General features: G+C 54.7%; 10 protein-coding genes. 4 read left to right on the top strand and 6 right to left on the bottom strand.

Annotated elements, in window-relative coordinates; all coding sequences use genetic code 11:
- Window positions 1-111 precede the first annotated feature (111 nt).
- The 3 genes from malM to malK form a co-directional block, all read right to left on the bottom strand.
- The gene (gene malM, locus NYE92_RS03570; RefSeq protein WP_019105216.1) at window positions 112-1032 is read right to left on the bottom strand and encodes a maltose operon protein MalM; all 921 of its coding nucleotides are present in this window, start codon (window positions 1030-1032) and stop codon (window positions 112-114) included.
- A 103-nt stretch (window positions 1033-1135) separates the two neighbouring features.
- On the bottom strand, window positions 1136-2437 hold the full coding sequence (locus NYE92_RS03565) for a maltoporin (RefSeq protein ID WP_015700304.1): 1302 nt from the start codon (window positions 2435-2437) through the stop codon (window positions 1136-1138).
- A gap of 41 nt (window positions 2438-2478) precedes the next feature.
- Window positions 2479-3588, bottom strand: a complete 1110-nt coding sequence (malK, locus tag NYE92_RS03560) for a maltose/maltodextrin ABC transporter ATP-binding protein MalK (RefSeq protein WP_014593717.1) — start codon at window positions 3586-3588, stop codon at window positions 2479-2481.
- Between the two features lie 367 nt (window positions 3589-3955).
- On the opposite strand from malK, the gene malE reads away from it, so the two are divergent.
- The 3 genes from malE to malG are packed head-to-tail and all read left to right on the top strand — an operon-like array spanning window position 3956 to window position 7637.
- Complete coding sequence (gene malE, locus NYE92_RS03555) at window positions 3956-5140, top strand: maltose/maltodextrin ABC transporter substrate-binding protein MalE (protein ID WP_042677592.1); 1185 nt, start codon at window positions 3956-3958, stop codon at window positions 5138-5140.
- 58 nt (window positions 5141-5198) lie between these two features.
- Window positions 5199-6737, top strand: a complete 1539-nt coding sequence (gene malF, locus NYE92_RS03550; RefSeq protein ID WP_259018537.1) for a maltose ABC transporter permease MalF — start codon at window positions 5199-5201, stop codon at window positions 6735-6737.
- Between the two features lie 9 nt (window positions 6738-6746).
- On the top strand, window positions 6747-7637 hold the full coding sequence (malG, locus tag NYE92_RS03545) for a maltose ABC transporter permease MalG (RefSeq protein WP_014605835.1): 891 nt from the start codon (window positions 6747-6749) through the stop codon (window positions 7635-7637).
- 66 nt (window positions 7638-7703) lie between these two features.
- On the opposite strand, the gene NYE92_RS03540 is transcribed toward malG, so the two are convergent.
- The 3 genes from NYE92_RS03540 to NYE92_RS03530 all read right to left on the bottom strand — a co-directional run bounded on the left by NYE92_RS03540 (window position 7704) and on the right by NYE92_RS03530 (window position 10518).
- Window positions 7704-8261, bottom strand: coding sequence for an RNA polymerase sigma factor (locus NYE92_RS03540; protein WP_259018535.1), 558 nt, complete (start codon window positions 8259-8261; stop codon window positions 7704-7706).
- A gap of 3 nt (window positions 8262-8264) precedes the next feature.
- On the bottom strand, window positions 8265-8684 hold the full coding sequence (locus NYE92_RS03535; RefSeq protein ID WP_259018533.1) for a hypothetical protein: 420 nt from the start codon (window positions 8682-8684) through the stop codon (window positions 8265-8267).
- A gap of 220 nt (window positions 8685-8904) precedes the next feature.
- On the bottom strand, window positions 8905-10518 hold the full coding sequence (locus tag NYE92_RS03530) for an alkaline phosphatase (protein ID WP_259018532.1): 1614 nt from the start codon (window positions 10516-10518) through the stop codon (window positions 8905-8907).
- A 582-nt stretch (window positions 10519-11100) separates the two neighbouring features.
- Between NYE92_RS03530 and NYE92_RS03525 the strand changes: the two genes are divergently transcribed.
- On the top strand, window positions 11101-11409 hold the full coding sequence (locus NYE92_RS03525) for a DUF1471 domain-containing protein (RefSeq protein WP_013025782.1): 309 nt from the start codon (window positions 11101-11103) through the stop codon (window positions 11407-11409).
- Window positions 11410-11664: the final 255 nt, after the last annotated feature.

Below are 11664 nucleotides of genomic sequence, written 5' to 3'. Positions count from 1 at the left end.
GCGAATTTACGCCAGAACGGAACAGGTTAAGCGCGAGGGACAGGTCACTGACCTCATAAAAAAGGTGCGCCTCAGCGCACCAGATGGAACAAATCAGCACTGCCGGAGTGATTACCCCTTGCCTTTAACACTGCTGATAAAGGTTTGCCGCGCAGACGTCGAGCCGAGCCGTTCGGCCTCATCCAGCAGTCTGAGCGCTTTATCAATATTGCCCTGCGCCGACGCCTGGCGAATAGCATCGTTAAAATAGCCTTCGGTATCCTGAACAATAGGCTGTGTTTTCGCTGCAGGAGCCGCAGTGGGCGCACGACTGGCTGCCGCTGGTTGACTGTTTCCGACCGTAACCGGAGCCGGGCCAGAGGATCCAAACAACGGCCCGACCAGTATTGAGGAATCCGAGCGGGTGCTCAGCTTTATTTTTACTGTGCCAGATGTTGTATGACGGGCAACCGGATCGGGAATATCGGGAACGGCATGGCCGGTGCCTTTGGCATAGGCTTTTGCCGGATCAACCAGCGTTGTGGTCTGAGCAAGATCCGTCTCTGTGGTGAATACCAACAGATAAATTTTTTGCTGTCCGGGAACCGGGGTCAACTTCATCACGCCTTCCAACCGGTCAGCGGCCATCACGCCGGGTTGCTGATAAGAAAACCAGCGGCTGGGAAACCAGGCGGCCGGACGCAGGTTTTCGTCCAGAATGAGCACGTTGGGCGCAAAGACCTGGTTCTGCTGTACCTCACTGCTTAAGGTGATTGTCAGCTCGCCCAGCGTGGCAGGCAGGCTGTAAGCGGCGACCGGCCCGGTGATACCGGCAACGTTTAGCGGACTGTGCCCGGCCGTTAACGTCGTTACCTGCGGCCGTGCGGTATCCAGGGGTTGCCAGTGCATGCTCTGCAGGCTGGAAAGCGGAATGGCGGGCGCTGCAGAGACATCCTGCGGCATCAGATTGATCGCGGCCCGTGCAGGCAGACTGTGTCCTGCCAGCAGGAGCGCGCTCAGGCAAAGTGCAGTGAATGTTTTATACGTTTTCATTTTTAACCTCGAGAAACGGGCAGACCGCGGCAACGCAGGCAATAGCCGCCGCGGCCTGAAAGACAGTGCGAAACGGTCTACAGCGGTTTATCCAGAAAAGGGATCACCACCAGATTTCCATTTGCGCGCCAAAGGTCCACTCATCATTGTTGCCGCGGCTGTTGGTAAACAGGCCGTTTCCGGTGCTGTCCTGTGACGCGAAGGTGGTGATATCACCGGCCGCGTCTTTGTTATAACCCCACTTCTCATCCCATTTGGCATAGGTCGCGAAGAGCCGCAGCGCAGGACGTGACCAGATGCTGTCTCCCGCCTGCCACTGCTGCGCCAGCGTGATTTTGTACTGACCATTGCGTTCGCCGACCTGCTGTGACTTCACGTTGTCATAGCCCACTTCCAACAGGGTGCTCATGATCGGCGTCCATTTGTACATGGGCCGCACGCCAACGGTGTACCACTCATTACCCCGGTTGTTATCCAGATCGGTGTTTTGGTACATCGCGACGTACATCATGTCCCAGCGTTCCGCCAGGCTGATCGCCCCGTGGTCCAGAACCCGATACATCTTGCCGTTGTTATTGATATTCGTGCCCTGTGCCAGCCCTTTCCCCTGGGACGTCAACGCATCGGTCGCGTACTGCAGCACAAATTTGTTGTAGCCTTTGAGCATGCTCTGCGTATGCTCGGCCGTGAACAGCCAGCCGTCTCGGGATGCGCCATCTTCTAAGCGGTAGCCATCACGCGCATTGGCACGGCCGTAATCCACACCCAGCTCCAGAACGCCATTGGGGTTGGTTTCCAGCCCTGCCAGACGGACGTCAAACACATCATCTGCGGTACTGGTGGCGTAATTGCGAATGCGATCGTTAGAAAAGGTGTAAGAGCCGCCCGCTTCCGATGAGCGCGTTGCGGCAAACGACAGCTTACCAAATCCCAGATCGACATCTTCCAGACCCGCACCCGGGCCGGAAATATCCCAGTAGTAGAAATCGATCATGTGAACGTCATGGCGCTGGTAGAAACGTTTACCGGCCCAGATAGTGGAACCCGGCAGGGCGTCGATCAGGTTTTTACCTTTGACGTTGGCTTCACGAAAAGCCGGTGAAGTGGATTCCCAGTCGTTCTGCTGAGAAACCGAGTACGCCACGTTGGTGTCAAAGTAGAAGCTCTTGTCGCCCTCTTTCCACACTTCCTGACCCAGCTTAAGTTCAGCATAGGTTTCGCACTCGTTACCCAGACGGTATTTACTTTGAGCACCGGTTGCCTGGAAGCATTGCTGCTCGCCGCCGCTGCCCGTCCAGCCAATGCCGGAGCGAGCATAACCGGTAAAATCCACCGCCATCAGCGGTGAAGACAGCGTGCCTGTCGCTACCGCTACGGCAAGGGAAAGTTTGCGCAGAGTTAACATTTTCTATCTCCTGAGGTCATTGCTTTTATTGTTTTGCTGGATTAAACGCCGGGCTCCTGATGCAGCCTGCGACACGCGCTTCCGTCCTCTCGGAACAGATGACAACGCTCGGGTGGCAAGCCAATGCCCATCATGGCGCCCTCTTTTACCAACACCACGTCCTCCTGGCGGTACACCAGGTTTTGACGGATGGCGGGGATTTGGATGTGGATTTGAGTTTCGTGTCCCAGTTGCTCAACGACCTGCACTTCCCCCTCAAGGGTGACGTCAGCGATATCACTGGACAGCAGATGTTCCGGCCGGATACCCAACGACATATTGCTGCCGACCTGCACGTTGGCGCTGTCTACCGGTAGCCAGACCAGCTGATTATTGGGCAGGCGCACCTGCACCTGTTCAATCGCGGTGGCGGTGACCTTAACGGGGAGGAAGTTCATTTTTGGCGAGCCAATAAAGCCTGCAACAAAGCGGTTTGCCGGATAGTGATAGAGCTCCAGCGGCCGCCCAACCTGCGCCACACGACCGGCGTCCAGTACCACAATTTTATCGGCCAGGGTCATGGCTTCGATCTGGTCGTGAGTCACGTAGATCATGGTGCGCCTGAGTCGCTTATGCAGGCGGGAGATCTCGATGCGCATCTGCACTCGCAGTGCGGCATCGAGATTAGAAAGGGGTTCGTCCAGCAGGAAGACTCGGGGTTCGGCGACCAGCGTGCGGCCGATGGCAACGCGCTGGCGCTGTCCGCCAGAGAGTGCCTTTGGGCGGCGATCAAGCAGATGCGCCAGCTGCAGCACCTCAGCAACCTGGGTTACGCGCTGCTCTCTTTCCGCTTTTTTAACGCCGGCCAGCTTCAGGCCAAAAGACATGTTTTCTGCCACCGAGAGATGGGGATACAGCGCGTAAGACTGAAATACCATGCCAATGCCGCGTTCGGCAGGCGGCACCTCATTCATCCGTTTATCGCCAATCAACAATTCACCGCGGGTAATCGTTTCCAGGCCAGCAATCATCCGCAGCAGCGTTGATTTACCGCATCCAGAAGGCCCGACAAATACGACAAACTCGCCTTCACCAATCTCCAGATTGATATCGTTCGACACGACCGTGTCGCCCCAGGCTTTGGTGACATTGCGTAACACGACGCTCGCCATAGTGCTTTCCTCTCCACTCGCTAATGCGGCCCGCACGTCAGCGGACAAATTCTGGCGTTCACTATGCGTAGCGTGATTCGTAACCACATCCTCCACCGACGCGCTTTATCTGGGGGAGGAGACGGGAGGAGGAGAAAACATCAGCACACGAGAGCGGTCGCGCGCTGCGCTGATTTTTGTGATCGGTAACGCAGTCTGGCACCCACCTTAGTGTGAGCCAGACCGTGATAATCCTGTCACTTTGTAACAGCGATCACACCTCGACGGCGGCAGGCGTAGAGGCCAGGAGGATGAGAAGCCGGTAAGAACACGCAGAATGTGCGGCAAGCAACATGTTCGTTTCCGCTAACAGGATGGAGTGTTAAAGATGAAAACTGGCGCAAAAATTTTGGCTCTGTCAGCCCTCTCGGCGGTGCTGTTCTCCGCTTCCGCAGTCGCAAAGATTGAAGAAGGAAAACTGGTTATCTGGATCAACGGTGACAAAGGCTATAACGGTCTGGCCGAGGTGGGAAAAAAGTTTGAACAGGAAACCGGTATTCACGTTACGGTCGAGCACCCGGATAAAATGGAAGAAAAATACCCGCAGGTGGCCGCGACCGGTGACGGTCCGGACATTATCTTCTGGGCGCACGACCGTTTTGGCGGTTACGCCCAGTCCGGCCTGTTAGCCGAGGTGTCACCGGACAGCAGTTTCCAGCAAAAAATCTTTCCTTTCACCTGGGACGCCGTGCGCTTCGACGGCAAGCTCATTGGCTATCCGGTTTCGGTTGAGTCGCTGTCGCTAATCTACAACAAAGACCTGCTACCCACGCCGCCGAAAACGTGGGAAGAGATGGCCGCCCTGGATAAGTCGCTGCGCGAGAAAGGCAAAAGCGCCATCATGTTTAATCTGCAGGAGCCCTACTTTACCTGGCCGCTGCTGGCAGCCGGCGGCGCTTATGCCTATCAGTTGACGGACGGACACTATGATGTCAAAAACACCGGCGTTGATAATGCCGGAGCCAAAGCCGGCATGCAGTTCCTGGTCGATCAGGTCAAAGCCAAGGTCCTGAACGCCGATACGGATTACTCCATTGCCGAAGCCGCTTTTAATAAAGGCCAGACGGCAATGACCATTAACGGCCCCTGGGCCTGGAGCAATATCGATAAGAGCGGTATTCACTACGGCGTCGCGCCGCTGCCGACGTTAAACGGCAAGCCCACCAAACCTTTTGTTGGCGTACTCAGCGCCGGGATCAATGCGGCCAGCCCGAACAAAGAGCTGGCTAAAGAGTTTCTGGAAAACTATCTGTTAACGGATGCCGGCCTTGAGGCCGTGAACAAAGATAAACCGCTGGGTGCGGTGGCGCTGAAGTCCTTCCAGCAAAAGCTGGAGAAAGACTCGCGTATTGCCGCCACCATGAACAATGCACAACGCGGTGACATTATGCCCAACATCCCACAGATGGCTGCGTTCTGGTACGCCATGCGCACCGCCACCCTTAACGCGCTGAGCGGCCGTCAGTCCGTTGATGCCGCGCTCAAGGATGCGCAGTCACGTTTAAGCAAGTAAATCGTTCAGCGCAGGCCAGTTTGCTGGCCTGCAAACCTGCCGTTAAGGAAATCGGGTCATGTCAGAAAAACCGCAAACGGGACGGCATCGTTCTGTGTTGAAAGGCGCACTGGTGGGCATCTGTTGTTTGCTGGTCGGTTATTTACTGGTGCTGATGTATGCTCAGGGGGAATACCTGTTTGCCCTGCTGGCGCTGGTCATAAGCGGGCTGGGCATCGGGATTTATGCCAATCGCAGGGCCTACGCCTGGCGTTATGTTTATCCCGGCATGGCTGGAATGATGTTATTTGTCTTGTTCCCTCTGGCCTGTACCGTGGGCATTGCCTTTACCAACTACAGCAGCACCAATCAGTTGACCCAGGAGCGGGCGCAGCAGGTTTTACTCAGCAGACAATATCAGGACGGCGCAGGCCTGAATTTCAGCCTGCTTCCCGAAGGCGATCGCTGGCGGCTGGTGCTTAGCGAGGGATCGAACAGTCAGACCTGGGTATCACCGCTCTTCTCCTTCGACACTGCGGGCCCATTAAAGATGGTGAGCGCACCTGATCCAGAGGGAGAACGGGCAAACTTACGTGTCATCACCACACATCGCCAGGCACTGGCAAAACTCCGTGCCGTGCTGCCTGACGGACGTGAACTGGTCATGAGTTCCTTGCGTCAGTTTTCAGGGACGCGCCCGCTCTATGTGGTAACGGATCATCAGACGTTAAGAAACCAGCAAAGCGGCGTGAGCTATCGCGCCAATCCGGATACCGGCTTTTATCAGGTGATTGACGCAAAGGGCCAGTGGGGAGAAGAACGTCTGAGTCCCGGATTTACCGTGGGCGCGGGCTGGCAGAACTTTATTCGCGTGTTCACCGACGAGGGGATTCAAAAGCCGTTCCTGGCCATCTTTGGCTGGACGATGATTTTCTCTTTGCTGACCGTGGTGTTAACGGTGGCGGTGGGCATGGTGCTGGCCTGCCTGGTGCAGTGGGAGGCGTTAAAAGGCAAAGCCGTTTACCGGGTGATGCTGATCCTGCCTTATGCCGTGCCCGCCTTTATCTCCATCTTGATCTTCAAGGGATTATTCAACCAGAGCTTTGGCGAAATCAACGTCATGCTTAACGCCCTGTTTGGCAGTAAACCGGCGTGGTTCAGCGATCCTACGCTTGCGCGTGCCATGCTGATCACCGTGAATACCTGGCTGGGTTATCCCTACATGATGATTTTGTGCATGGGGCTGCTGAAAGCGATTCCCGAGGATTTGTACGAAGCCTCTGCGATGGACGGTGCCGGGCCGCTACAAAACTTTTTCCTGATTACGGTACCGCTGCTGTTAAAACCGCTGACGCCGCTGATGATTGCCAGTTTTGCCTTCAATTTTAATAACTTTGTGCTGGTGCAGCTACTGACGAATGGTGCACCCGACAGGCTCGGCACGACCACGCCTGCGGGTTATACCGACCTGCTGGTGAACTACACCTGGCGTATTGCTTTTGAAGGCGGTGGCGGGCAGGACTTTGGTCTGGCAGCGGCTATCGCCACGCTGATTTTCCTGCTGGTTGGCGCACTGGCGGTGATCAATCTGAAAGCCGTGCGGATGAAATTCGACTAAGGAGTCATGATGGCGATGGTACAACCCAAATCGCAGAAGTTACGTCTGTTTATGACGCATCTGCTGCTGCTGGCGTTTATTGCGGCAATATTGTTTCCCTTACTGATGGTGGTGGCGATTTCGCTGCGCGCGGGAAATTTTGCCACCGGCAGTATTATTCCGGAACATATCTCCTGGGAACACTGGCGGCTGGCGCTGGGCTTCAGCGTTCAGCATGCTGACGGCTCAGTTACGCCGCCGCCCTTTCCTGTTTTGCTGTGGCTGTGGAACTCGGTCAAGATCGCGGCTATCAGCGCAATGGGCATTGTGGCGCTGTCCACCACCTGCGCCTATGCCTTTGCCCGGATGCGCTTTAAAGGGCGTGAGAGCCTGTTAAAAGGGATGCTGATTTTTCAGATGTTCCCGGCGGTGCTGTCGCTGGTTGCGCTTTATGCCCTGTTCGACCGTCTCGGGCAATATCTGCCGTTTGTGGGTTTAAATACCCATGGCGGCGTGATCTTCGCCTATCTTGGCGGCATCGCGCTGCATGTCTGGACGATAAAAGGCTATTTCGAAACCATTGATAGCTCGCTGGAGGAAGCGGCGGCGCTGGATGGCGCAACGCCCTGGCAGGCTTTCCGGCTGGTTTTACTCCCGTTATCGGTGCCCATTTTAGCCGTGGTGTTTATTTTGGCGTTTATCGCTGCGGTAACGGAAGTCCCGGTGGCCTCACTGCTGCTGCGTGACGTCAACAGTTACACGCTGGCCGTGGGCATGCAGCAATATCTTAATCCGCAAAACTATCTGTGGGGCGATTTTGCCGCAGCCGCCGTTCTCTCTGCCATTCCTATTACCCTGGTGTTCCTGCTGGCGCAACGCTGGCTGGTTAACGGCCTGACCGCCGGCGGCGTGAAGGGCTGATCGCGTCATCCTTCCCCTTTCAAGGGGATAATGCGAACATTGGCGGCCCGTCATGGCCGCCTTTTTTCAATCTTCACTGACCAGATCGTCGTAGACCGCCCGCAAGCGCATGCGCAGATACAGTACGGCTTTATGCTTGCGCGACAGCAAGGTCTGAACACTGACGCCGGTTAATTCTGACAGCGCATTATAGCTGATTCCCTGCAGCTCCGTTTGGTCAAACACCTCATACTGCGCGGGCGGAAGTTCGGCTAGCGCCGCCTCCAGCGCGTCCCAGAGTAGCGCCCTGAGGTAATCATCTTCAGGGGTTTGCGGAATGCCAAACAGGGTTTCAGCCAGTTCGCTTTCAACCCCATCCTCGTCGTTTTTCATGTAGCTGGCAAGTGGCAACTCCCGCTTCTTACGCGCCCGATCCGTCATTTCATTGCGTGCCGCCCGAAACAGCCAGGCGGAGATATTCTCAACCGGCTGTTCCACGCCGATCAGCTGACAGGTAATTTCCTGCAAAATATCGTCAGCCTCCTCCCGTGCTGGGGTACGGGCACGAATAAATCGCTGGAGTTTCGTTCTGCAGAGCGTAAGCGCTTTGACCCACGATGAGGCTTGCGATGCGCTGGCCTTCATCGTCTACTCAGTCCGGGCAGCATGATTGTCATCTGACGACGGAGGCTGTTCGTCCCGGCGTTTATCACGGCAGTGTTGCCCCCGATGGCCAAAACCTTCCCGACGTTGCTTCATAAATGCGTCTCGTTGTTCCGGTGTCATCTGCATCCAGCGTTCATGCATACGACGCCGGGCATGGCCAAACATTCCCGGCCTGATACCCAAGCCGCCAAACAGAATCCGGCACATTAGCAACAACCCTGCGGCCTGCCAGAAACCGATCGTTTTAACCCCGATAAGCGCGGGCAGCAAGGCATTCCACAGTGACATGACCAGCAGACATAGTGCGACAATAAAAACGGCACCCACTATCAACGGCTTCGCCAGTCGGTTTCTGCCCCTGGCACGGGCATGGCGGAACGAAGGGTGATCAAAATCTCTCATATCAGGATGACCTCATCAGTGATAAACACACGTTTGTGATGAGGTAGACGAATGAGCCAGCATAATATTGCTGACGGCGGAAAAAAAAGTGATGGCATTCACGTGTTGTGCGGGTGACGGAGATAACACAGCGGTGCCGGTGAGCGAATATTCACCGGCACCGAGTACCTGATGCGGTCAGGAAGGCATCACGCGCCCTCTTTATTGTGACATTGTCACGTCAGGATTTACTGGCCTGCCCGGGCATAATTTTTTCAACGGCCTTTCCCTCCAGCGCGGCCTTTACGACGGTGAAAACGTCGGTATTATCGATGTAATCGCCCTGATTGTAACCGACATAGTTGGCATAGCCCGCGTCGTTACCGCGCACGCGTTCGGAGAAGGCTTCAGCGCCCACACCTTTTGCCCACAGCGGAACCAACGCGTTAGCGTGATTGCCGGTGGGACGGAAAGACACGCCTGGCATGGCGCCTTTGCCGTTATTGATGACGGGTTCAAATGCGCGAGTCTGCGCATCCGGCCCCATCGGCATGCCGTTATCATGATCCGTGGTAACAATCAGCAAGGTCTCGTTCCAGTTGCTGTTTGTCTCGACCCATTCAATGACAGAGGCCACGGCGTGATTAAAATCGGCGCTTTCTTCAATCAGACGGCCGTATTCAACGCCCACACAGTTGGGGTTATACGTGTTGCCCCAGTCTCCTTTACCACTGCAGGCATTGCTGGTATGGGCAGACCAGTCGGTTGCCCCACCTTCGACCATCATAAAGAAGCCGTTCGGATTTTTGCTCAGATGCTGAATCGCGCCACGGGTCATCAGGTTCAGCGTTGGCACCGTGGTAATCAATGCATCGCCTGATGGATTCGCCGCATCTTTACCAACAAATTCACCCTGCCGGCCCTGCTGTAACGTTCCGTTGGGGGCGACGTTGGGCGATCCCAGCAGCGGGCCATCATAGTTCAGCGAGCCGTTAGCCAACTGGGTAAACGCCTCCGTGCTGCGCACAATTTTCCACGGCTGACCGCCCGCTGGCGCCAGCTTACCCGCGCGGAGTAAATCCCATTCGGTTTGCGCCAGATAAAGGTTCGCATCTTTGCCACAGCCGGCGGTGGACTCATTTTTCGCCAGATGCTGACAATCCGTTCCATTTACGTTGAAGCCCGGCAGTCCGTTTCCCATAATCACGTCGAGCTTACCGGCGGTGAGCATTTGTCTGGCGATCGCGTGATAATCATTACGGGAAGCATTCTGCGCACCAAAGGCCGCTGGCGTGGCGTGCGAGAACGGCACACTGGTGACGACGCCCGTGGCCTTCCCCTGTGCCCTGGCTGTCAGAGTAATGAAGTCGACCGGTTTACCCATGTTATCGACGTTGATGGCATTGTTATAGGTTTTTACCCCGGATGCCAGCGCGGTGCCCGCCGCCGCACTGTCAGTAGGATTGATGGCCAGATATTCGTAACCCTTAAAGGGCAGTTCTTTGCTCTCGGTTTTTGTCGTGTCCCAGGCTTTCTGCGGGTCATAATTAACAAGGGATTCATTGCTGTGTGTGGCTTTTTTCGAGGCGTTGAGTGGATAGGTTGTCATGGCATACTTTACCGGGAATCCAGCATAAGGCGTTTTATCGCGCCCACCGTACTGCCAGTATGCGGTGGCATCCCATGTTCCCCAGCCTGCACCATCGTTAATCATGACAATGACGTTTTTCGCTTTGATGGCGTCGGCAAACGCAGAGGCACTGAGGGTCAGACCGCCCAGAGCCAGCAGGCACAGAGGAAGTTGACGCAGGGAAAACACAGCAGAGGAAGGGTGAAGACGAGGTTGACGTGGCATAAAACTCTCCATAATGATGACAGCGACCGCCTGAAAAAAGAAACAGGTTTCAAAGGATGTCGAAAGATGTCTTTTTGTTACTCCGTGGCTGTGCAGTATTGGGATGCGTTGTGACAGTTTTATGAAAATCCTGTGCCGATGGACGAGAGAATTCCCTAAGGCAAATTTCATCACGGGTAAGCCTGTTACTTATCAACCTGTTACCTGAACAATGCGGCTGATTTCAATTTTTTCAATTAATGTAAACGTCTGTCAGCCCAACGCCGCGCGCCCTTTTATCCCACTGTGCTGTTCTTGCTGGCTTGATTGTTAAGTTCGTGTTGGCATTTTGTATCCAGATTTCACAACCTGTAAGCAGACACAAAAAACCTTCCATATTTCAGCTCAAGTGTGGCTGAAGCTTTCATAAGCATCTGATTAGCAAGAAAAGCCAAATTCGTTAACCGGAAAATGTATTTTATAACTTTTGCCGACAGTCCTTAACATGACCGCGTTAATCGAACTCATGGCGAATGAATTAAAAAATCGATGGCGCTCAACAGGCGCGTGATGCCGTAATTTCAGATATTCAGGAGCACGAAAATGAAAGCACTTGTTCAGGATATTTTGTCTATCTTCTCTCCTCAGACCGTTAGCCCTGTGTTTATCCGTACAGGTTTGTCTCAGGATGAAAAAAATGCCATCAAGCCGATGGGCGTGACAACCGTCACCTGGGCGACATCGATGGAAGAAATCACGGATGCCCTGCTGCGCAAAGCAACGGAGGCCGGTGCTGTGGGCTATCACATTACCCACGTTGATTCCCATAAACCGGGTAACGATCAGCAGCATATTCTGGAAGCCACCGCGACGCTGTATGCGCTTGACGAGAAGGCGTTGCAGAGAGCTTGATTGTGACCGATCACTCTTCGCAATGCGTTATTAGCCACCCTGAACCCTGCTGTTATCTTCGGCAATAACAGCAGGGGTTCCCGTTTTCCCCTGCTTACGCAACGTTATCTCATTTTTTTCAGGCCGTGATCGCTTTACATATTCTGCCTGATCTTCACGTTTCTTATGTATGCTGTAACTAAATAAGACTGTTCAATAAATTGTTACGCTGCCAGAAGTACGCGTTTGCTCATCAGCCACTATAGTTTTCAACAC

The sequence above is a fragment of the Pantoea sp. B566 genome (genome assembly GCF_024793925.1).
Lineage (GTDB): Bacteria > Pseudomonadota > Gammaproteobacteria > Enterobacterales > Enterobacteriaceae > Pantoea > Pantoea ananatis.
The sequence above is the reverse complement of the archived record's forward strand: the minus strand, read 5'-3'. Positions and strand labels throughout refer to the sequence as shown.

Bases quoted from the DNA above. Each gene is read 5' to 3' on its own strand.
- malM (WP_019105216.1), bottom strand. From the start codon at position 1,032: ATGAAAACGTATAAAACATTCACTGCACTTTGCCTGAGCGCGCTCCTG.
- NYE92_RS03565 (WP_015700304.1), bottom strand. From the start codon at position 2,437: ATGTTAACTCTGCGCAAACTTTCCCTTGCCGTAGCGGTAGCGACAGGC.
- malK (WP_014593717.1), bottom strand. From the start codon at position 3,588: ATGGCGAGCGTCGTGTTACGCAATGTCACCAAAGCCTGGGGCGACACG.
- malE (WP_042677592.1), top strand. From the start codon at position 3,956: ATGAAAACTGGCGCAAAAATTTTGGCTCTGTCAGCCCTCTCGGCGGTG.
- malF (WP_259018537.1), top strand. From the start codon at position 5,199: ATGTCAGAAAAACCGCAAACGGGACGGCATCGTTCTGTGTTGAAAGGC.
- malG (WP_014605835.1), top strand. From the start codon at position 6,747: ATGGCGATGGTACAACCCAAATCGCAGAAGTTACGTCTGTTTATGACG.
- NYE92_RS03540 (WP_259018535.1), bottom strand. From the start codon at position 8,261: ATGAAGGCCAGCGCATCGCAAGCCTCATCGTGGGTCAAAGCGCTTACG.
- NYE92_RS03535 (WP_259018533.1), bottom strand. From the start codon at position 8,684: ATGAGAGATTTTGATCACCCTTCGTTCCGCCATGCCCGTGCCAGGGGC.
- NYE92_RS03530 (WP_259018532.1), bottom strand. From the start codon at position 10,518: ATGCCACGTCAACCTCGTCTTCACCCTTCCTCTGCTGTGTTTTCCCTG.
- NYE92_RS03525 (WP_013025782.1), top strand. From the start codon at position 11,101: ATGAAAGCACTTGTTCAGGATATTTTGTCTATCTTCTCTCCTCAGACC.